Source organism: Solimonas marina, assembly GCF_012241385.1.
Lineage (GTDB): Bacteria > Pseudomonadota > Gammaproteobacteria > Nevskiales > Nevskiaceae > Solimonas > Solimonas marina.
Genome location: NZ_JAAVXB010000015.1, coordinates 71,721 through 91,979, shown reverse-complemented (window position 1 = coordinate 91,979; position 20,259 = coordinate 71,721). Strand labels below are relative to the sequence as shown.

Annotated in this window: 17 protein-coding genes; 15 read left to right on the top strand and 2 right to left on the bottom strand. The window is 65.6% G+C overall.

The genetic code is table 11. The features are described 5' to 3' along the window. Positions 1-160: 160 nt before the first annotated feature. The 6 genes from stpA to pyrG all read left to right on the top strand — a co-directional run bounded on the left by stpA (position 161) and on the right by pyrG (position 7,673). Positions 161-1,444, top strand: coding sequence for a glucosylglycerol 3-phosphatase (stpA, locus tag G7Y82_RS19435; RefSeq protein ID WP_168149793.1), 1,284 nt, complete (start codon positions 161-163; stop codon positions 1,442-1,444). Between the two features lie 94 nt (positions 1,445-1,538). Further along, a complete protein-coding gene (locus tag G7Y82_RS19430) occupies positions 1,539-2,639 on the top strand; it encodes a transporter substrate-binding domain-containing protein (RefSeq protein WP_206370893.1) in 1,101 nt (366 codons plus the stop codon). A gap of 355 nt (positions 2,640-2,994) precedes the next feature. Then, positions 2,995-3,183 carry a hypothetical protein gene (locus G7Y82_RS19425; RefSeq protein WP_168149792.1) on the top strand — a complete coding sequence of 63 codons (189 nt, stop codon included), beginning with the start codon at positions 2,995-2,997 and terminating at the stop codon, positions 3,181-3,183. A 234-nt stretch (positions 3,184-3,417) separates the two neighbouring features. Further along, positions 3,418-4,380: an acetyl-CoA carboxylase carboxyltransferase subunit alpha gene (locus tag G7Y82_RS19420; RefSeq protein WP_168149791.1), complete on the top strand. Its 963-nt coding sequence runs from the start codon at positions 3,418-3,420 to the stop codon at positions 4,378-4,380. A gap of 231 nt (positions 4,381-4,611) precedes the next feature. After that, positions 4,612-5,916 carry a tRNA lysidine(34) synthetase TilS gene (tilS, locus tag G7Y82_RS19415; protein ID WP_168149790.1) on the top strand — a complete coding sequence of 435 codons (1,305 nt, stop codon included), beginning with the start codon at positions 4,612-4,614 and terminating at the stop codon, positions 5,914-5,916. 56 nt (positions 5,917-5,972) lie between these two features. Beyond that, complete coding sequence (pyrG, locus tag G7Y82_RS19410) at positions 5,973-7,673, top strand: CTP synthase (protein ID WP_168149789.1); 1,701 nt, start codon at positions 5,973-5,975, stop codon at positions 7,671-7,673. 137 nt (positions 7,674-7,810) lie between these two features. Here pyrG and kdsA read toward each other — a convergent pair whose 3' ends face one another. Both kdsA and G7Y82_RS19400 read right to left on the bottom strand, forming a co-directional pair. Next, positions 7,811-8,659: a 3-deoxy-8-phosphooctulonate synthase gene (gene kdsA / locus G7Y82_RS19405; RefSeq protein WP_168149788.1), complete on the bottom strand. Its 849-nt coding sequence runs from the start codon at positions 8,657-8,659 to the stop codon at positions 7,811-7,813. Between the two features lie 103 nt (positions 8,660-8,762). Continuing rightward, positions 8,763-11,450, bottom strand: a complete 2,688-nt coding sequence (locus G7Y82_RS19400; RefSeq protein ID WP_168149787.1) for a M4 family metallopeptidase — start codon at positions 11,448-11,450, stop codon at positions 8,763-8,765. A 260-nt stretch (positions 11,451-11,710) separates the two neighbouring features. Between G7Y82_RS19400 and eno the strand changes: the two genes are divergently transcribed. From eno to G7Y82_RS19355, 9 genes are all read left to right on the top strand, one after another. Further along, positions 11,711-13,006: a phosphopyruvate hydratase gene (eno, locus tag G7Y82_RS19395; RefSeq protein ID WP_168149786.1), complete on the top strand. Its 1,296-nt coding sequence runs from the start codon at positions 11,711-11,713 to the stop codon at positions 13,004-13,006. Positions 13,007-13,079: 73 nt separating this feature from the next. Next, positions 13,080-13,358, top strand: a complete 279-nt coding sequence (gene ftsB / locus G7Y82_RS19390; protein WP_168149785.1) for a cell division protein FtsB — start codon at positions 13,080-13,082, stop codon at positions 13,356-13,358. Positions 13,359-13,374: 16 nt separating this feature from the next. Next, a complete protein-coding gene (ispD, locus tag G7Y82_RS19385; RefSeq protein WP_168149784.1) occupies positions 13,375-14,097 on the top strand; it encodes a 2-C-methyl-D-erythritol 4-phosphate cytidylyltransferase in 723 nt (240 codons plus the stop codon). Further along, positions 14,094-14,573, top strand: a complete 480-nt coding sequence (gene ispF / locus G7Y82_RS19380; RefSeq protein ID WP_206370890.1) for a 2-C-methyl-D-erythritol 2,4-cyclodiphosphate synthase — start codon at positions 14,094-14,096, stop codon at positions 14,571-14,573. Before ispD ends, ispF begins: the two co-directional genes overlap by 4 nt. 45 nt (positions 14,574-14,618) lie before the next feature. Then, positions 14,619-15,257, top strand: coding sequence for a TetR/AcrR family transcriptional regulator (locus G7Y82_RS19375; RefSeq protein ID WP_168149783.1), 639 nt, complete (start codon positions 14,619-14,621; stop codon positions 15,255-15,257). A gap of 226 nt (positions 15,258-15,483) precedes the next feature. After that, a complete protein-coding gene (locus G7Y82_RS19370; RefSeq protein WP_168149782.1) occupies positions 15,484-17,118 on the top strand; it encodes a TldD/PmbA family protein in 1,635 nt (544 codons plus the stop codon). 30 nt (positions 17,119-17,148) lie between these two features. Continuing rightward, on the top strand, positions 17,149-18,480 hold the full coding sequence (locus tag G7Y82_RS19365; RefSeq protein ID WP_168149781.1) for a TldD/PmbA family protein: 1,332 nt from the start codon (positions 17,149-17,151) through the stop codon (positions 18,478-18,480). Positions 18,481-18,501: 21 nt separating this feature from the next. Beyond that, positions 18,502-19,206 (top strand): DUF4159 domain-containing protein, encoded by a 705-nt coding sequence (locus G7Y82_RS19360; RefSeq protein WP_168149780.1) that lies wholly within the window; start codon positions 18,502-18,504, stop codon positions 19,204-19,206. 40 nt (positions 19,207-19,246) lie between these two features. Further along, positions 19,247-20,254 carry an AAA family ATPase gene (locus G7Y82_RS19355; RefSeq protein WP_168149779.1) on the top strand — a complete coding sequence of 336 codons (1,008 nt, stop codon included), beginning with the start codon at positions 19,247-19,249 and terminating at the stop codon, positions 20,252-20,254. The last annotated feature ends 5 nt before the right edge of the window (positions 20,255-20,259 follow it).

Here is a 20,259-nt window from a genome sequence, read left to right as displayed (position 1 = left end):
CAGCGCGGTTTCGCCGGGTTGTAGAACAGCGCGCGAAACGGCGAGGATCGAGTCCGGTGATGCGAAAGGACACGGCGGGCTTTGTGTGTGACGACGGACGCAGCGTATCGGCGCGCCGCGTGTCGCGCGCTCCGATTCTTGCGCTCGTTATCATGTGTCGATGAATGACGAGACTCAGGCGTATTCGCTCGATCACGCCGCGCTGCAGCAGCAGCTGGCCGACACCGAAAACCTGCTGATCATCCAGGACCTCGACGGGGTCTGTATGGATCTGGTGCGCGATCCGCTGACGCGGCGCATCGATCGCGCTTATGTCGAAGCGGCGAGGGCGCTGGACGGTCATTTCTACGTGCTGACCAATGGCGAGCACATCGGCAGTCGCGGCGTGAACGACATCGTCGCGCAGGTCTTTGAAACGCCGGAGCATGCGGCCGATCAGGGTTTCTATCTGCCGGGCCTGGCCGCCGGCGGCGTGCAGCTGCAGGACCGCCACGGCTCGGTATCGCATCCGGGTGTCAGCGACGCGGAACTGGGATTTCTGGCGGCGATTCCGGATCGCGCGCGGCAACTGCTGGCGACGACGCTGACCGAGCTGCACGGCGTCGATGCCAGCGATGCGCACGCGCTGGCGGAGGCTTGCGTGCTCGACAATCTGGCATCGCCGACGCTGAACCTGAATGTGCTGCACCATTACTTCGAACGCGAGCCGCAGCGGTATCGCGCCCTGCAGCAGACCGCGCGCGACTTCATGGCGGCCTTGATGGCGGACGCTGCCGAACGTGGCCTCGGTGATGCGTTCTTCGTGCACTACGCGCCCAACGCCGGTCGTGACGCGAATGGCGAAGAACGCATACGCGTCGCCGACCAGACGCACGCCGGCACCACGGATTTCCAGTTCATGCTCAAGGGCGCGGTCAAGGAAGTCGGCGTGCTGGTGATCCTCAATCACTATTACTTCCGGCGCACGGGCCGTTACCCGCTCGGCGAGCATTTCAATGCGCGCGAGGCGCCGCACGAGGCACAAGCGCTGCTCGATCTGGCGCGCGCGCATTTCGATCCGGCGCAGATGCCGTGGATCGTCGGCGTCGGCGACACCGTGACCTCGTTCGAGCAGGACGTCGACGGTCAGCCGCAGCGTCTGCGCGGCGGCAGCGATCGTGGTTTTCTGACGCTGGTGCAGCAACTCGGCGCCGTGTTCGGGCGCCGAAACAGCGTGCTATTCATCGACAGCAGTCGCGGCGAGGTGCGTCGCCCCGGCGTCGATCGCGCGCAGCTCGAGGCCTACACCGCCGATCCGTCGCTGACGCCATGGCCGGCGCTGCAGGGCATCAGCGACGCCGATGATCCCTTGCGTCTCGATCATGTGTTCGCCCGCGGCCATCGCGAGTATGTCGCGTTTTTCGAGGCGCTGGCCCGGCGTCGTTCGCAGCCGCTGCGACGCTGACGCTCTCGATCCTGTGTTCCGCCGGGTTTGGGCCTGCGCGGCAGCTGCGTTAAGGTCGATGGCGCTTCGGAATTCAAAAAAAGGGAGGACTCCGATGTCGCGACTCGCTCGTCACGGGCTGCTGACCGCGTTGCTGCTGATGGTTTGCGGCGCTGCCAACGCGCAGTCCATGGCCGATGCTTCAGCGGCGGCCGCTGAAAAACCGCTGGTGGTTGGCGTCCGCGCCAATCCGCCGTTCGTCATTCGCGACGATGCCGGGCAGTACCACGGCATCGCCATTGATTTGTGGAACGGCGTCGCCAAGGCGCTGGGCCGGACCACGGTCTACAAGCAGGCCGACGATGTCGACACGCTACTCGATGGCGTTGCGGCCGGCCAGTACGACGTTGGCGTCGGTGCGCTGACAGTCACCGCCGGGCGCGCCGAGAAGGTCGACTTCACACAGCCGTTCTATCGCGGCGGCATCGGCATCGCCACCCGCGAGTCCGGCGGCTGGCTGCATGGGCTCGAAGGCCTGGCCTCGACGGGCTTTCTGAAAGCGGTCGGGGCGCTGCTGCTGGTGCTGCTGATCGTCGGTATCGCCGTCTGGCTGTTCGAGCGGCGGCGCAATCCCGAGCAGTTCGGCGGTACCGCGGCGCAGGGCATCGGCGCCGGGCTGTGGTGGTCGGCAGTGACGATGACCACGGTGGGCTATGGCGACAAGGCGCCGGCCACCCTCGGTGGGCGCATCATCGGTCTGGTCTGGATGTTTGCCAGCATCATCACGATTTCAGGTTTCACGGCGGCCATCGCGTCGTCGTTCACGATCGGCCAGTTGTCGACCGTGGTGCGCGGTGTTTCCGATCTGCCGCGCGTGCGGGTGGCGTCGATCGCCGGCTCGACCAGCGAGTCGCTGGCGCGCGCCAAGGGGCTGGCGGTGGTCAGTCTCGACGATCCGGCCAAGGCGCTGGATCGTCTGGCGGCGGGCAAGGTCGATGCGGTGTTGTACGACGCGCCCATCCTTCAGGCGCGTATTCACAGCGGCAAGGCAGACGACTTGACGGTGCTGCCGGAACTGGTTCGAGAGGAGGATTACGCGCTGGCGGTGCCGCGCGATTCGGGCCTGCGCAAACCCATCAACCAGGCACTTTTGCGCATTGTCGAGTCGCCAGCCTGGCAGGACACCCTCGATCGTTATCTCGGCGCCGATCGCTGAACGAAAGCCGAAGCACCGCGGAAGCCGGACATTTCTTGAAGTGTCCGGCTTTTTTATTTTGAATTCATGTATTTATTCGATTGATCGAAGCTATCGGCCGATAGTCAGAATTGATGGTTTTGGTCAGTCGGCTTCATTAAAAATTATTCATGAACGTTTTGTTGTGGGATGGGTCACAGTGGCGTTGGGCGGATGTCTGAGGGCTGTCATTCAGATGTCGAAGCGCGATTTCGCCAGGGGTCATGGCGACGCGTTTCGGACCGCCCGGGCGGCCGTACCGGTCGAAATCCGTCGCCATATGAGGCTGCGACCGGAGCATCGGCAAATGTCCATTGCATTGAATGGAGACACGCACATGACCATTACGATCAAGCAGCGCGATAACGAGCACATGTCGCATGAGGCGGTAGCCGGCGGCATCGAACTCTGGGATGTCTATCAGGGCGAAGCGCTGGTCGGCGTCTACCGCAGCGAAATCGACGCGCTGCAGTACAAGGAGTTGCTCGAAAGCGGCACGCTGGATCGCCTGCAGGCGCACTCCTGAGTCGAGGCAAGGACGCGGTGCCGTGACCCTGACGGCACCGCGTCGCCGCATTCGGCCGCTGCGCCGGTCAGCATCGGCTGACAAGGCGGCCGTCGACATCTGACGGTGTTGCGCCGCGGCGACGGACGTAAAGCGCCGCAATTGCGTTAAAGTTCAGCTCAGCGCTTTCTGGCGCCGGCCCGTCCGCTCCGGTCGGTCCGGTATTCCCCCAAGCTGCGCATGACCGAATAACGCATGAATCTGAACTACCTCGATTTCGAACAGCCGATCGCCGAACTGCAGCAGAAGATCGAAGAGCTGCGCTTCGCGACGACCGGCAGCGGCGTCAATCTGACCGAGGAAATCTCCCGTCTCGAAGGCAAGAGCCGCCAGCTCACCGAGCAGGTCTTCGCCAAGCTGACGCCGTGGCAAGTCGCGCAGGTTGCGCGCCACCCGCAGCGGCCGTATGCCCTCGATTACATCAAAGCCCTGTTCACCGAATGGGATGAGCTGCACGGCGATCGTCATTTTGCGGACGACCCGAGCATCGTCGGCGGCGTCGCCCGCCTCGAAGGCCGTGCGGTCGTCGTGCTCGGTCAGCAGAAGGGCCGCGACGCCAAGGAACGCGTCTACCGCAACTTCGGCATGCCCAAGCCGGAGGGCTATCGCAAGGCCTTGCGCCTGATGAAGCTCGCCGAGAAGTTCAACCTGCCACTGCTGACCTTCATCGACACGCCGGGCGCGTATCCGGGCATCGGTGCCGAGGAACGCAACCAGTCGGAGGCGATTGCCCGCAACCTGCTGGAACTGTCGAAGCTGCGCACGCCGGTGCTGGCGACGGTGATCGGCGAGGGCGGTTCGGGCGGTGCGCTGGCGATCGGTGTGGCCGACCACATCATGATGCTGCAGTACAGCATCTACTCGGTGATTTCGCCGGAAGGCTGTGCGTCGATTCTGTTCAAGGATGCCGCGCGCGCGCCGGAGGCGGCCGAGGCGATGCGCATCACCGCCAGCGATCTCTACGAGCACAAGCTGATCGACGAGATCGTGCCGGAGCCGTTGGGCGGCGCGCACCGCGACGCGGCCGGCGCGATGAACCTGGTCCGCCAGAAGCTCACCGCCAACCTCGAACGCCTGCGCCACACGCCGATGACGCAGCTGATGTCGGCGCGCTACGAGCGGCTGATGGCGTACGGCGCCTACGAAACCGTCCACTGACGATGTGAACGGAGCTGTTGCGCGGGTCGATCTCGCATCTGCGGTGCTCACCGTACTGATGTACGGCTGCGCGCCTCGACGCGACCTCGGCCCTGCTCTCGACGCTCCCTTCACATCGCCATCGCGAGACGCTGCGCGGCCGACGCGACCTCGACCCTGCTCGCGACGCCCTCTTCACATCGACTCGATCTCCTGGGGGACCGCCGTCGGTGAAAGCCGTCGGCGCGACTTGTGGAACTGACGCTTCCTGACGCTGCCCGGCGCGCTCGGGTGTGGGTGGCGTTCAGCGGCGGGCTCGATTCGACCTTGCTGTTGCATTTGCTGCGCGAGGCCGGAGTCGGCGAACTGCGCGCGGTGCACGTGCATCACGGTCTGCAGGCGGCGGCGGATCGCTGGGCACGGGAGGCGCGGCGGGTCTGCCGCGATCTGGGGGTGCCACTGACGGTGCGCCGCGTGACGGTCGATGCCGATCATGACGGCGGGCCGGAGGCGGCGGCGCGGGCGGCACGCTATGCGGTCTTCGAGGCCTTGCTGAAACCCGGCGACTGGCTGGCGACCGCCCATCATCAGGACGACCAGGCGGAGACGGTGTTGCTGCGTGCGCTGCGCGGCAGCGGCATCGCCGGACTGGCGGCGATGGCGCCGACCGCGCCGCTGGGCCGCGGAACCTTGTGGCGGCCCTTGCTCGATCAGCCGCGCCGCGCCCTGCGTGCCGAGGCCGAGCGTCGGGGCCTGAGCTGGATCGACGATCCGCACAATGTCGATGCGCGTTATGCGCGCTCCTATCTGCGCACCGAAATCATGCCGCGCTTGCAGCGGCACTGGCCGCAAGCCGGGCAGAGTCTGGCGCGGTTGGCGGCGCGCGCCGACGACACGCAGGCGCTGCTGCGGGCGCTGGCCGAAATCGACCTGCAGGCGCTGCAGCGCGGTGCCGGGCTGTCGGTCTCCGGCTTGCTGGCACTCGAAGCGCGCCGCCGTCGCAACGCGCTCTATTACGCCTGGCTGGCAATGGGCTGGCCGGCGCCGGCCGAGGCGCGGCTACAGCGCGTCGAGCGGGAAATGCTTGGCGCGCGAGAGGACGCCACGCCGCTGCTGCGCCACGAGAGCGGCGAGCTGCGCCGCTACCGCGACGTGCTGTTCCTGATGCCGTTCCTGCCGGAGCCGCCAACGGCCGCGCTGCGTTGGCCGGCGCGGCGGCGCAGTCTGGCGCTGCCAGCCGGATTGGGTACGTTGCGCCTGGCGCGGGCGTCGGCCACGGATTTGACGGTGCGTTTCGCGCGCGGCGGCGAGCGGCTGAAGCCGGCTGGCGAGGCGCATACGCGCACGCTCAAGCACCTGGGCCAGCGCGCCGGCTTGCCGCCGTGGCTGCGCACGCGGCTGCCGCTGGTCTACGATGGCGGCGAGTTGCTGGCGGTCGCTGGCTTCTGGCGCAGCGTCAACGCCGTAGCGCTGGGCCTTGATCTGCAATGGGAATCCGCGCTGCTCGACGCGTTCTGCACGGGGTCCGGAAACGCATCGGGCAATCAACCGCTTTGAGCGAACGCGGGCAACGGCGTAAAATTAGCGCTTCGCAACCCACCGCTTTTCTTCCCATGCCCGACGCGCCGCATCAGACGCGATTTGTTTTTGTCACCGGGGGCGTGGTGTCCTCGCTCGGTAAAGGCATTTCCGCCGCTTCCCTGGGTGCTGTCCTCGAGTCGCGCGGACTCAAGGTCAGCATGATCAAGCTCGACCCGTACATCAATGTCGATGCCGGGACCATGAGTCCGTTCCAGCACGGCGAAGTGTTCGTCACCGAGGATGGCGCCGAGACCGACCTCGACCTTGGCCACTACGAGCGCTTCCTGCGCGGCAAGACCTCGCGCCACTCGAACGTGACCACCGGCCAGATTTACCGCAACGTGCTCGACAAGGAGCGCCGCGGTGACTATCTGGGCAAGACCGTGCAGGTCATCCCGCACATCACCGACGAAATCCAGGCCGCGATCCGCCGCGGCGCCGCCGGCGCCGACATCTGCATGGTCGAGATCGGCGGTACGGTCGGCGACATCGAGTCGCTGCCGTTCCTCGAAGCCATCCGCCAGATGGCGGTCGAGCTCGGCCGTGCCGACTCGATGTTCCTGCACCTGACGCTGCTGCCGTACGTGAAGGCGTCCGGCGAGCTGAAGACCAAGCCGACCCAGCACTCGGTCAAGGAGCTGCGCGGTATCGGTATCCAGCCGGACGTGCTGATCTGCCGTACCGAGCGTCCGATTCCGGATGCCGAGCGGCGCAAGATTTCGCTGTTCACGAACGTGCCGTATCAGGCGGTGATCGCCGCGATCGACATGGACGACATCTACAAGATCCCGGGCTGGCTGCATCAGCAGAACCTCGACCAGCTGGTGATCGACCACTTCGGTCTCGATGCGCGGCCCACCGACCTGTCGGCCTGGGAGCGCGTCGTCGAAGCGCGGCAGAGCGCCGACATGGAAGTGCAGGTGGCGATGGTCGGCAAGTACGTCGATCTGGCCGACGCCTACAAGTCGCTCAACGAGGCGCTGGCGCATGCCGGACTGCATACCGGTACGCGGGTCAAGATTCGCTACATCGAGTCGGAAGCGGTCGAGAATGAGTCGGCGCGCATCCTGCAGGGCATGGACGCGATCCTGGTCCCTGGCGGCTTTGGCGAGCGCGGCATCGAAGGCAAGATCATGGCCGCGCGCTATGCGCGCGAGAGCAATATCCCGTATCTGGGCATCTGCCTCGGCATGCAGGTCGCGGTGATCGAGTACGCGCGCAACGTCTGCGGCCTGCCGCGTGCGCATTCGACCGAGTTCGATCCGCGCTCTCCGGACCCGGTGATCGGCCTGATCACCGAGTGGATGGACGAGACCGGCCTCAAGCAGATCCGCAACGAGACGTCCGACAAGGGCGGCACGATGCGCGTCGGCTCGCAGGCCTGCCGCCTCAAGGCCGGCTCGAAGTCGCGGGCGCTGTACAACGCGGAAATCATCCGCGAGCGCCACCGCCACCGCTACGAGTTCAACAATAACTACAAGCCGGTGCTGACCGACAACGGCATGCAGATCGTCGCCGAGTCGGCGGAGAACGAGCTGGTCGAGATGGTCGAGCTGCCCAACCATCCGTTCTTCGTCGGTTGCCAGTTCCATCCGGAATTCACGTCGACGCCGCGTGACGGTCATCCGCTGTTCGAGGGCTTCGTGCGCGCCGCGCGCGAGCATCACCTCGCCAATCAGCCGCCGGCCGCGGCCGCGCCGGCCGCGCCGTCGTCCAACGTGAAAGTGGCGTAAAGCAAAAACGCGGTCGCCGTGGGCGACCGCGTTTTCTTGAAGTCGCGCTACCGCGGCGGCTTAGCGCATCGATCTCGAAACCGTCATTGCCGCACTGGCAGCAATGGCGGTCATCTCGGGCTCGCCCCGGGCAGGCTTCAGCGGATTTCCAGCGGTGCGAAGCCCTTGACCAGATCGTCCAGCGCCTTGAGCTGGGCGAGGAACGGTTCCAGCTTGTCCAGCGGCAGGGCGCTGGGGCCGTCGCACTTGGCTTCGTCGGGGTTCGGGTGCGCTTCGAGGAACAGGCCGGCCAGGCCGGTGGCGAGGCCGGCGCGCGCCAGGTCGAGCACCTGCGAACGGCGCCCGCCGGACGCGGCGGCGCCCGGATCACGCTGCTGCAGCGCGTGGGTGACGTCGAAGATCACCGGTAGGTCGCCGGTGGCTTTCTTCATGACGCCGAAGCCGAGCATGTCGACCACCAGATTGTCGTAGCCGAAGCAGGTGCCGCGATCGCAGAGGATGATCTGCTCGTTGCCGGCCTCGCGGAATTTCTCGACGATGTTGCCGATCTGGCTGGGGCTCAGGAACTGCGGTTTCTTGATGTTGACGACGCGGCCGGTCTTGGCCATCGCCACCACCAGATCGGTTTGCCGTGCCAGAAACGCCGGCAACTGCAGCACGTCGACGACTTCGGCGACCGGCGCGGCCTGCCACGGCTCGTGCACGTCGGTAATCAAGGGCACGCCGAACTCAGCCTTCACCGCTTCGAAAATCCGCAGTCCCTCTTCGAGGCCGGGGCCGCGATACGAATGGATGGACGAGCGGTTGGCCTTGTCGAAACTGGCCTTGAAGACGTATGGAATGCCCAGCTTTTGCGTGACGCGCACGTATTCGGCCGCGGCACGCAGCGCGATGTCCTTCGATTCGAGAACGTTGATGCCGCCGAAAAGAACGAACGGCGCGGCATTTCCAACGGCGATGTTCTGAATGTGAAGCGTCACGGGCATGGTCGGGTCTGATGGAAAGTTGCGGCAGTGTCCGCGACGGATTGTGAGGCGTCAACGAAAAAGGCCGGCAGGTGCCGGCCTTTTTCGTTCCTGCTTGCTGCGCTCAGCGCATGCGACGTCGGCGCCAGCCGAGAGCCGCCAGCAGTGCCAGCAGGTCCAGCCCCATCAGGCTGCCGCCGCCGGTGCCGTTGCTGCCTGTGGTCGCGCCGCCGGTCGTGCTGCCGCCGGTGGTCGAGCCCCCCGTCGTCGAGCCGCCCGTGGTGCTGCCGCCGGTGGTCGAACCGCCGGTGGTGCCGCCGTCACTGACCGCGCAGCTATAGACCTGCACGTCGTCGACGAACCAGCCGAGGTTGCCGCCGCAGCCGTCGTTGCCCCATTCCCAGCGGAACACGACGGAATCGCCGGCGACCGCGCCCAGCGCGCCCAGGTCGACGATGGTGTCGCCCCAGCTGCCGGTCGCTTCACCCTGGTCCGAGCCGGTCCAGGCGCTCTGGCTGGCCAGCGGGTTGGTGTTGTTGCCGGTCAGACCGGTTGGGTCGGGCACGCCTTCGAGAAGCGGCGCGTTGCTGAAGCTGCCGCTATGGCCGTTGTACGTGAAGGCGGCATCCGGCACGACCGCGAAGTCGGCGCCATTGATGCTGTACTTGAGGTTGCCGCCGTCATAACCGGCCTCGGCCTGCATGAAGTGCGAGAACTCCAGGAACAGCGCGTCTTCGGCGACTGTGACGGCCGGCGAGTCCATCCAGTGTGAGCCCGAATAGTCGCCGCCCGACGCGCAGGTACCGCCGGTATCGTCGAGCGCGAACGCGGCGTGACCGGTATGCGGCGACGGCAGGTCGCCGCTGGTTTCGAACACGAAGTGCGGGGCTTCGGTGTCGCCGGTCACGTCCTTGCCGAGTGTCCAGCTGGCCGGCATGCCGCTCTCCCAGTCCTCGTTGAGCACCGCCACGGCGGATTCGCCGCTCGGACATAGTGCCGGCGTGCTGTCTTCCGGTTGCAGCACCGGGATGTAATCGCACTTCTCGGCGACCGACATCTCGTCGGTGCCGCGGAACTCGACGGCCAGCGTCGCCGTGTGCACGGCGTCGCAGTCGGCGGCGGTGATGACGTCGCCGGAGACGTTGCCGAACACATCATTGAGCGGCTCGCCGATCAGTTCCTGGCAGGACTGTTCGAGCGCGTCGGCATGCTGGGCATAGTTGGTGGTCGGCGTCTGGTGATGGGTTTCGGCCTGGAAGTAGATATGCGCGGCCTTGATCAGGCCGATCTTCGGAATCGTGTAGCCGTTGAACTCCTTGCCGTCGACCAGCATCGCGTAGGCGTGGTTGGCGACGCCGGAGTTGGTGTGCACGCCGCCGTTGTCGGATGTACCGCAGTAGTAGTTCTCGGACGTGATGACGCTGCCCGGCGACGGAGTCGGGAAGGCGTCCGGATCCCACATGTCGCGCAGGAGGAGGCCGGCCGCGACTTCCGAAAGATCCTCGCCGACGACCCAGCGGCTGCCGCCGTTGTCGTAGGTCGTGCCTTCGGTCAGCGTCACGCCGAGCGGGCCCTCGATCCCGTTCACGAGATCGTAGGTCTCACCGAAGATGTCCGAATACGCTTCGTTCAGTGCGCCGGACTGGTACTGGTAGACCAGGCCGTGCGTGTACTCGGTATAGGCGTGGCTCCATTCGTGGCTGACCACGTCGTCGGCGTCGAACAGCGGGCAGTAGTTCGTCGAGGTGCCGTCCCAGTAGGCGTTCGGGCAGTTCTCGTTGACCAGGTAGACGCTGCGCTGCACCTGATCTTCAGGCGCGGTCGCACCGTCGTCATAGCCGTCACGGCCGAACAGGTTCTTGTACAGCGTGTAAGTGCCGCCGGCGAAGATGTAGAGATTGTTCAGCGGCAGCAGGAGGTCCGGTACGCCGATCGGCGGTACGCGCGACGACGCCGGGTCGCCCATGGTGTCGCCGGCGAACTCGGGATCGGCCGGGGCCAGCGCGCTGCCCTCGGTGAGCACCGGCGGCGCATCCATGGTCGGCGTGTAAATCTCGCGATTCAGGACGCTGTGGATTTCGTTGATGCGGTTGAGCAAGCCGCCGCTGTTGGCGTTGAGGATCAGGCGCTCGCGCACGCCTTCGCCGGCGGCGCCTTTGACCATGACCTCGTAGGCCAGGAAGTTCTTGCCGGCCAGGCCCTTGAGCAGGCCGGTGCGGTAGATCATCAAGCGGCTCGACTCGACGCTGAGCTGCGCGTCCGGATGCAGCTTGCGAGCGGCCGCCAGGCCACGTGCACGCAAGGCAGCGACCGGCATCTTGGCTTCGGTCGACAGGCCCTGCAGGCCGTCGACGAACACACCGTTGGTGCCGATGATGCCGGCGTCGTTCATGTGCACGACGACGCGCGCGCCGAACACTGGCAGGCCCTGGTAGACCTGATCGAGATGCACGTGCGTATTGCCGTTGCCGTCACGCGACAAGCGCGTCTGACGCAGCTCGCTGGCCGCGTCCGTCACGCCGTACAGGCCGCCGTAGACGGACAGGAAGAACTGTGCGCGCGACAGTGGCGAACTGGCGGCATTGTCGACCAGCAGCGGTGTGCTGCTCTGGCTGTGAACGGTGGTGTAGAGCTCTGGCGTACGGCTGGCGCTGCTGAGCTGGCCCGAGACCGCGCCGCTGAGCTGGCTGATCGCCTGTTCGCGCGTGGTGGTCAAGCGGTCCGGTGTGGCTTGTGCGAACTGGCTGGCGCCCATTGCCACGAGCGCAAGTGTGAACGTGACGCTGCCGATGCAGCGCCGACGGATATTCATCGTCAACGTAATCCCCCTGAAAAGGTTGGCGGTGGCGCCATCCTTGGCCCAGACAATCTGGTCCTTCCCCGTGAACCAAGTTACGTGTCTAAGTCTTTGCTTCCAATAGGGAAGAATGCCCACGATCCGGCGAGAAAACTTTCAATTTGGACAGTTTTCTGCAAGAAAGCCAGATTGCGGCCGTGATCCGGTCATGACGCGGAAAGCGCTTAGCCGCTAGAATCGCTGATCTTTTTCCGCAATCGGAGCTTCAGTTCCCCATGTCGAAGATCGTCAAAGTCACCGCCCTCGAAATCATCGATTCCCGCGGCAACCCGACAGTGGAAGCCGAAGTCGAGCTGGAATCCGGTGCCACGGGCCGTGCGGCAGCGCCGAGCGGCGCGTCGACCGGTACGCGCGAGGCGGTCGAGCTGCGTGACGGTGCGCCGAAGAAGGGCAAGGCCCGCTATCTGGGCAAGGGCACGAAGAAGGCGGTGGCCAATGTCGAAGGCCCGCTGGCCAAGGTCGTGACCGGTCTCGATGCGCAGGATCAGGCTGGCGTCGATCAGGCGATGATCGAAGCCGACGGCACCGAGAACAAGTCCAAGCTCGGTGCCAACGCCATCCTCGCGGTGTCGCTGGCGACGGCCAAGGCCGCCGCCGAGGAAAACTTCCTGCCGTTGTTCCAGCATCTGGGCGGCATTTCCAGCGTGACGCTGCCGGTGCCGATGATGAATGTCATCAACGGCGGCGCGCATGCCGACAACAACATCGACATCCAGGAATTCATGATCCTGCCGGTCGGCGCGCCGAGCTTCTCCGAAGCGCTGCGCTACGGCTCGGAAATCTTCCACACGCTGAAGAAGGTGCTGCAGGCGCGCAAGCTCAACACCGCGGTTGGCGACGAGGGTGGCTTCGCGCCGAACCTGCCGTCGAACGTGGCGGCGCTCGACTGCCTGCTCGAAGCGATCGAGAAGGCCGGCTACAAGCCGGGCAAGGACGTCTACCTGGGCCTCGACGTCGCGTCCAGCGAGTTTTACGCCAAGGGCAAGTACACGCTGCACGGTGAAGGCAAGAGCTACACCAGCGAACAGTTTGCCGAATACCTCGCCGGCATCTGCGCCAAGTACCCGATCATCTCGGTCGAGGACGGCTGTGCGGAAGGTGACTGGAAGGGCTGGAAGATCCTCACCGAAAAGCTCGGCAACAAGGTGCAGCTGGTCGGCGACGATCTGTTCGTGACCAACACCAAGATTCTCGCCGAGGGCATCATCCGCGGTATCGCCAACTCGATCCTGATCAAGCCGAACCAGATCGGCACGCTGACCGAGACGCTGGAAGCGATCCAGATGGCGACCGACGCCGGCTACACCAGCGTCGTCAGCCATCGCTCGGGCGAGACCGAGGATGCGACGATCGCCGACATCGCGGTCGGCACGACCGCCACGCAGATCAAGACCGGCTCGCTGTGCCGCTCGGATCGCATGGCCAAGTACAACCAGCTGCTGCGCATCGAGCGCAAGCTGGGCTCGCGCGCCCGCTACCCGGGTGCCGGCGCGTTCCCGATCGTCGTCTAAGACGGCAGTCCATCAGGCCGGTGCCGCTTTCGCGGTGCTGGAAGCGCATCGGCCTGCTGGACTAGACTCGGACATGGCTCAACGTGTGATCCTCGTCGTTCTCGCGGCGCTGCTGCTCGGCTTGCAGTGGCGGCTGTGGGTCGCCAAGGGCGGGATCGCGCATACGCACCGCCTGAAAGTGGAGGTCGCCCAGCAGGCGGCCAACAACGAACGTCTGCGTGCTCGCAACGCCAAGCTCGATGCCGAAGTCCAGGATCTGAATTCCGGTGTCGTCGCCATCGAAGGCCGTGCACGCGAAACCATGGGCATGATCAAGGAAGGCGAGACCTTCTATCTGGTCGTCCAGCGTTAATCCCGACCGCGCGCCCGTGTCCTCCAGCAACGCGCGTTACTGGGCCGTGATTCCGGCCGCCGGCGGCGGCACCCGCATGGCCAGCGGCCGTCCCAAGCAATATTTGCCGCTGCAGGGCCGCGCACTGATCGAATGGTCGCTGGCGCCGTTTCTCGAAGCCGAATGGATCGACGGCGTGGTGATCGTGCTGGCGCGCAGCGACGTTGAGTTCGCCAAGCTGCCGATCGCCGGCCATCCGCGCATCGTCACGACCACCGGGGGTGCGGCACGCGCCGACTCGGTATTGGCCGGACTCGAAGCGGTGGCGGCGCGCACGCGTGGCTTTCGCCACGTGCACGTCCTGGTTCATGACGCCGCGCGGCCGTGCGTACAGGCGGCCGACATCGACCGGCTCTGCGAGGACGCCGACGACGAGCATGGCGGCATCCTGGCCTTGCCGGTCACCGACACGCTCAAGCGCGGCCGTCAGAATCGCATCGCCGAGACGGTCGACCGTGCCACGCTGTGGCGTGCGCAGACGCCGCAGCTGTTCCGGCTGGGGCTGCTGATGGAGGCGTTGCTGGACTGCAAGGCGGACAAGCTCGAAGTCACCGACGAGGCCAGCGCGATGGAGCGCCGTGGCTATCGGCCCAGGCTGGTGCGCGGCAGCGAGGCCAATATCAAGGTGACATATCCAGACGATCTGGAGCTGGCGCAGTTCTGGCTCCGGCAGCGCACCAGACGGGGAGGCGAGGCATGAAACTGCGCATCGGCCACGGCTTCGATTCGCACCGGCTCGAAGCCGGCGACGGCGTACAACTCGGCGGCGTACACATTCCGTGTGCGTACCGCATCGTCGCGCACTCCGATGGTGACGCCATCATTCACGCCCTGTGCGACGCGCTGCTCGGCGCGATCCGCGGCGGCGACATCGGCAAGCTGTTTCCCGACAACGACCCGCAGTTCAAGGGCATCGACAGCCGTCGCCTGCTCGACGAGGTGATGCGCCGCGTGCGCGCCGCCGGATATCAGGTGGTCAATGCCGACCTGACGCTGATCGCGCAAGCGCCGCGTGTTTCTGCCCACACCGCGGCGATGTGCGAGCAGCTCGCCGCCGGGCTCGGCGTCGCGGTCGAGGATGTCAACGTCAAGGCGACGACCAACGAGGGCATGGACGCGATCGGCCGCAAGGAAGGCCTGGCGGCACACGCCGTCGTGTTGCTCTCAGCGACCTGACTCGTGCAATTTGCGAGTGCGGCGTGCGCCGGCCTAGACTGACTCATGGTCGATGCAGCCGACAGCAAGCCCCGTCGCCGGCCGCGCGGCCGGCCTGATACCCGGGAAGAGATTCTGCGCTGCGCCGAGGTGCTGCTGCTGCAGCGTGGCTTCAATGGGTTCAGCTATCAGCACATTGCCGTGCAGCTCGGCATCCGCACGGCGGCGGTGCATTACTACTTCGCGACCAAGGACGATCTCGGTGTCGCGCTGGTTCACCGGTATCGCGACAGTTTTCAGCAGTGGGTGCGCGCGCTACCGATCGATCTGTCCGGCTGGCAGCGCCTGCATGCGTACTTTCGCACCTATACCGAGCATCTCGACGCCGGCGACAGCGGGCGCCTGTGCCCCGGTGGTGCGTTCGGCGCCGACTTCGGCGTGCTGTCCGATCAGGTCCGCCTCGAAGCGCGCACCTTGATGCGTGAAACCTATGCGTGGCTGGTGCTGACCTTGGAGGAAGGCCGTCGCGACCGCTCGCTGCGCTTCGACGGCGATGCCTATGACAAGGCAGTGGTCGTCGGCGCCGCGCTGCAGGGCGGTCTGCAGATTGCACGACTGGCGGGCGCGCACCGCTTTCAGCAGTTGCTCGCCCAGCTCGAGCTGGAGCTGACCGGACGCAAGCCGGATATCGGCCCGCTACCCTGAGCGACGCAGTGCGAGACTGAGCTCGCGTGCACGCCTTTCGCACTGGCTCACACCTGGCGTGCCGGCGCTACCGGGTTATCACTCTGTTGATTTTGGAACGATGCCTGCATGCTCGACCGGATTGCGGTGCGCCGGTTGGGGGGCGGTGCGTGCGTTTGCTCCCGCCTGATCGTTGAACCGGTGCCGACCGCTGCTCATTTCGCGGTTCGAACCAAGCGGAGCCAGCATGCAAAGACGTGACTTTCTGAGAATGGGCGGAGCCGGCCTCGGCGCGCTGCTGTTGCCGTCCTACGGCAACGCCGTGGCGGCTGAGGTGCTGACCACCAAGATCGACGTGGCCGTGAAGAAGCGCCTGGCCGACGTCGCGCTCAATGCCGCGACCAAGGCCGGCGCCACCTACTGCGATGTGCGCATCGGCCGTTATCTGCGGCAGTTCGTCATCACGCGCGAGAACCGCGTCGAGAACATCGTCAACACGGAGTCGGTCGGTACCGGCATCCGCGTCATCGCCAACGGCACCTGGGGCTTTGCCGCGACGTCCGACTTCAGCGACGACGGCGTGGCCAAGGCGACCGCCGAGGCGGTGGCGATTGCCAAGGCCAATTCCAAGTTCCAGAGCGAGCCGGTGCAGCTGGCGCCGGTCAAGGGCGTCGGCGAGGTGAGCTGGGCCACGCCCATCGTCAAGAACGCCATGCAGGTGCCGGTCAAGGAAAAGGCCGATCTGCTGATGGACGTCAACAATCACGCGCTGAAGGCCGGCGCCGACTTCGTGCGTTCGATCATGTTCCTGGTCAACGAGCAGAAGTATTTCGCCAGCACCGACGGCTCGTACATCGACCAGGACATTCACCGCATCTGGGCGCCGCTCGAAGCGACCGCGATCGACAAGCAATCCGGCAAGTTCCGTTCGCGCGCCGGCCTGTCGGCGCCGATGGGCATGGGCTACGAATACCTCGACGGCAAGCCGTCCGGGCGTGTCGCGCTGCCGGGCGGGGCGGTCGCGTATTCGAACTCGTACAACATGGTCGAGGACGCGGTGGCCGCCGCCAAGCAGGCGCGCGCCAAGCTCAAGGCGCCGTCGGTCAAGCCGGGCCGCTATGACCTGGTGCTCGATCCGTCGCACCTGTGGCTGACGATTCACGAATCGGTCGGTCATCCGACCGAACTCGATCGCGTGCTCGGCTACGAGGCCAACTTTGCCGGCACCAGCTTCGCGACGCTCGACAAGTGGAAGTCGGGCAAGTTCAAGTACGGCAGCGACGAGGTCACGATCTTCGCCGACAAGACCCAGCCGGGTACGCTGGGTTGCGTCGGCTATGACGACGAAGGCGTGAAGACGCAGCGCTGGGATCTGATCAAGGACGGCGTGCTCGTCAACTATCAGGTGATCCGCGATCAGGCGCACATCCTCGGCCTCAAGCATTCGCAGGGCTGCTGCTACGCCGACAGCTGGGCCAGCGTGCAGTTCCAGCGCATGGCCAACGTGTCGCTGGCGCCGGGCAACAAGGCGATCGGCGTCGACGACATGATCAAGGACGTCGAGAACGGCATCTACATCGTCGGCAACGGTTCGTTCTCGATCGACCAGCAGCGCTACAACGCGCAGTTCGGCGGCCAGCTGTTCTATGAAATCAAGAATGGCAAGATCACCGAGCAGATCGAAGACGTGGCCTATCAGATCCGTACGCCGGAATTCTGGAATGCCTGCGTCGGCGTCTGCGACGACCGCGACTACCGCTTCGGTGGTTCGTTCTTCGACGGCAAGGGCCAGCCCGAGCAGGTGTCGGCGGTGTCGCATGGTTCGTCGACCGCGCGCTTCAACGGCATCAACGTCATCAACACGGCCCGCTCGCTGGGCTGATGCCCGCGGCCTGATCCAGAGAACGAGAACATGATCTTCACCGAATCAGATGCCAAGGCCTTGCTCGACAAGGTCATCAAGATGTCGAAGGCCGATCAGTGCACGGCGTCGCTGAACGGTTCCACCGAAGGCAATATCCGCTTTGCGCGCAACAGCGTTTCGACCAGCGGCCTCGTGCACAACGCCGAGCTGGTGATCGAGGTGGCCTACGGCAAGCGTGTCGGAACCGCCACCGTCAATCAGTTCGACGATGCCTCGCTGCTGCGTGGCGTGCGTCGCGCCGAGGAGCTGGCCAAGCTGGCGCCGGAGAACCCGGAATTCATGCCGGCCATCGACAAGCAGAAGTACGTCGCCACCGACACCTTCCGCAAGTCGACCGCCGCGATCACGCCGGCCTATCGCGCCAGCGTCGCCGCCGCGTGCATCGAGCCGTGCAAGAAGGACAAATTGGTCGCCGCCGGCTTTCTGCTCGACGGGCAGCGCATGTCAGCGATCGCCAACAGCAAGGGCAACTTCGGCTATCAGGTCGAAACCAGCTCCGACTTCACCTGCACGGTGCGTACGGCGGACGGCACCGGCTCCGGCTGGGTTGGCCGCAACGTCGCCGACGTCGACGACTTCCATCCGTCCAGCGAAATCCAGATCGCGATGCAGAAGGCGCGCGACTCGTCCGGCGCCCGGGCGCTGGAGCCGGGCCGCTACACCGTGGTGCTCGAACCGGCGGCGACCATCGGCCTGCTGGCGCGGATGATGAACGGTTTCGATGCGCGCCAGGCCGACGAAGGCCGCAGCTTTCTGACCAAGAAGGGCGGTGGCAACAAGCTCGGCGAGCAGGTCTTCGACGAGCGCGTGTCGATCTATGCCGATCCGGCCGATCCGGCGGCGCCGGTGATTCCGTGGGACGAGGACGGTCTGCCGCGCGAGAAGGTGACGATCGTCGACAAGGGCGTGGTCAAGTATCTGCAGTACTCGCGCTACTGGGCCAAGCTGAAGAAGCAGCAGGCGCTCGGCATGCCCGGCAACATCATCATGCTCGGCGGCGACAAGTCGACGATGGATCTGGTCAAGAGCACCAAGAAGGGCATCCTCGTCACGCGCACCTGGTACATCCGCATGGTCGATCCGCAGACCGTGCTGCTGACCGGCCTGACCCGCGACGGCACGTTCTACATCGAGAACGGCGAGCTGAAGTATCCGATCAAGAACTTCCGCTTCAACGAGTCGCCGGTGATCATGCTCAACAACGTCGAGGAATTCGGCAAACCGGAGCGTGTGTCCGATGTGGAGTCGCCGTTCCTGATGGTGATTCCGCCGATGAAGCTGCGCGAGTTCACGTTCTCGTCGCTGTCCGACGCGGTCTGATCGGCGGCCCTGGCGTTCGTGATGCTGAGCCGCCGTACGCTGCTGCAGGGCTTTGGGAGTGCCGCGCTGGCCGCGGCGCTGCCGGGCCGTGCGGCGGCGGCCGGCGGCCCTTACGACTTCTGGTTCACGCGCCTCATGTACGAGTCCGGCGACTGGGACGTCGACCAGCGCATGCCGAGCAATCTGATCGACGCGCTGCTGCAGTACACGACGCTGCGCGTCGATGCCGTCGAGCACGTCGTGCCGCTCGCCGATCCGCGCATGCTGGCCGCGCCGTTCTGCTACATGGCCGGCCACAAGCTCGTCGAATTCAACCCGGACGAGCGCGCCAATTTCGCGCGCTACGTGAAGAACGGCGGCTTCGTCTTCGTCGACGACTGCAATCACGACATCGACGGGCTGTTCGCCAAGTCGTTCGAGACCGAGATGAACGGCCTGTTCGGCGCCGATTGCCTGCAGAAGCTGCCCAAGGATCATCCGATCTATCGCGCGTTCTTCAAGTTCGACGACGGCCCGCCGGCGACGTCGATCGAACTCAACGGCTGGGGTGACGACCTCGTGCATGCCTATCTCAAGGGCATCACCGTCGACGGTCGCCTCGGCGTGCTGTACAGCAATAAGGACTTCGGCTGCGAATGGGACTTCGACTGGCGCAACAAACGCTTCCAGGCCGAAGACCTCAGCAAGTTCGCCGTCAACATCGTGACCTATGCGTTGACCGCCTGATGCGTCGCACGGCAACGCTCCGGCCAGACAAGGACTGACCATGGCATCCCCCGCAAGCCCTGCGCTCGACGAAGCGCAGCTCGCCCAGCAACTCGAACGACTCGCCGCCGTGCGCAGCGCGCTGGCGCGCGTCATCGTCGGCCAGCAGGAGACGGTCGAGCAGCTTTTGATCGGCCTGCTCGCCGGCGGGCACTGCCTGCTCGAAGGCGTGCCGGGCCTCGGCAAGACACTGTTCGTGCGCTCGCTGGGTCAGGCGCTGAAACTGGACTTCCGCCGCGTGCAGTTCACGCCGGACTTGATGCCCAGCGACATTCTCGGTACCGAAATCCTCGAAGAGGATCACGGCACCGGCAAGCGCCATTTCAAATTCCAGCAGGGGCCGGTGTTCACCAACCTGCTGCTCGCCGACGAGCTCAACCGCACGCCGCCGAAGACCCAGGCGGCGCTGCTCGAAGCGATGCAGGAGCGCACCGTCAGCTATGCCGGCACGACCTGGAAGCTGCCGTCGCCGTTCTTCGTGCTGGCGACGCAGAATCCGCTCGAACAGGCCGGCACCTATCCGCTGCCGGAGGCGCAGCTCGACCGCTTTTTGCTGCACATTCGCGTCGACTATCCGAGCGAGGCCGACGAGAAGGCGATCCTCGCGGCGACCACCGGCAGTGCATCGGCGGCGATCGAGCCGGTGATGGACGGCGAGCAGATTCTCGCCTTGCAGGCGCTGACGCGCGACGTGCACATCGGCGACGACGTACTCGATTGGATCACGCGTCTGGTGCGCGCCACGCGTCCGCAGACCACCAGCGTCGCGGCGATTCGCGAATGGCTGCGCTGGGGCGCCGGTCCGCGCGCCGGGCAGTCGCTGGTGCTGGCGTCCAAGGCGCGCGCGCTGTTGCAGGGACGCCTGGCGGCGACCCGCGACGACGTCGCCGTGCTGCTCGCGCCGGTGCTGCGTCATCGCCTGCTGCTGTCGTATACCGCCGAGGCCGAGCGCCGCTCGACCGACGAGGCGGTCGCGCTGCTGCTCGAATCGGTACCGTTCAGCGCCTGAGCCGA

Coding starts and splice junctions, on each gene's coding strand:
- G7Y82_RS19355 (WP_168149779.1), top strand. CDS start 19,247: ATGGCATCCCCCGCAAGCCCTGCGCTCGACGAAGCGCAGCTCGCCCAG.
- G7Y82_RS19370 (WP_168149782.1), top strand. CDS start 15,484: ATGCAAAGACGTGACTTTCTGAGAATGGGCGGAGCCGGCCTCGGCGCG.
- ftsB (WP_168149785.1), top strand. CDS start 13,080: ATGGCTCAACGTGTGATCCTCGTCGTTCTCGCGGCGCTGCTGCTCGGC.
- ispF (WP_206370890.1), top strand. CDS start 14,094: ATGAAACTGCGCATCGGCCACGGCTTCGATTCGCACCGGCTCGAAGCC.
- stpA (WP_168149793.1), top strand. CDS start 161: ATGAATGACGAGACTCAGGCGTATTCGCTCGATCACGCCGCGCTGCAG.
- G7Y82_RS19375 (WP_168149783.1), top strand. CDS start 14,619: ATGGTCGATGCAGCCGACAGCAAGCCCCGTCGCCGGCCGCGCGGCCGG.
- G7Y82_RS19365 (WP_168149781.1), top strand. CDS start 17,149: ATGATCTTCACCGAATCAGATGCCAAGGCCTTGCTCGACAAGGTCATC.
- pyrG (WP_168149789.1), top strand. CDS start 5,973: ATGCCCGACGCGCCGCATCAGACGCGATTTGTTTTTGTCACCGGGGGC.
- G7Y82_RS19430 (WP_206370893.1), top strand. CDS start 1,539: ATGTCGCGACTCGCTCGTCACGGGCTGCTGACCGCGTTGCTGCTGATG.
- kdsA (WP_168149788.1), bottom strand. CDS start 8,659: ATGCCCGTGACGCTTCACATTCAGAACATCGCCGTTGGAAATGCCGCG.
- G7Y82_RS19420 (WP_168149791.1), top strand. CDS start 3,418: ATGAATCTGAACTACCTCGATTTCGAACAGCCGATCGCCGAACTGCAG.
- G7Y82_RS19400 (WP_168149787.1), bottom strand. CDS start 11,450: ATGAATATCCGTCGGCGCTGCATCGGCAGCGTCACGTTCACACTTGCG.
- eno (WP_168149786.1), top strand. CDS start 11,711: ATGTCGAAGATCGTCAAAGTCACCGCCCTCGAAATCATCGATTCCCGC.
- G7Y82_RS19360 (WP_168149780.1), top strand. CDS start 18,502: ATGCTGAGCCGCCGTACGCTGCTGCAGGGCTTTGGGAGTGCCGCGCTG.
- G7Y82_RS19425 (WP_168149792.1), top strand. CDS start 2,995: ATGACCATTACGATCAAGCAGCGCGATAACGAGCACATGTCGCATGAG.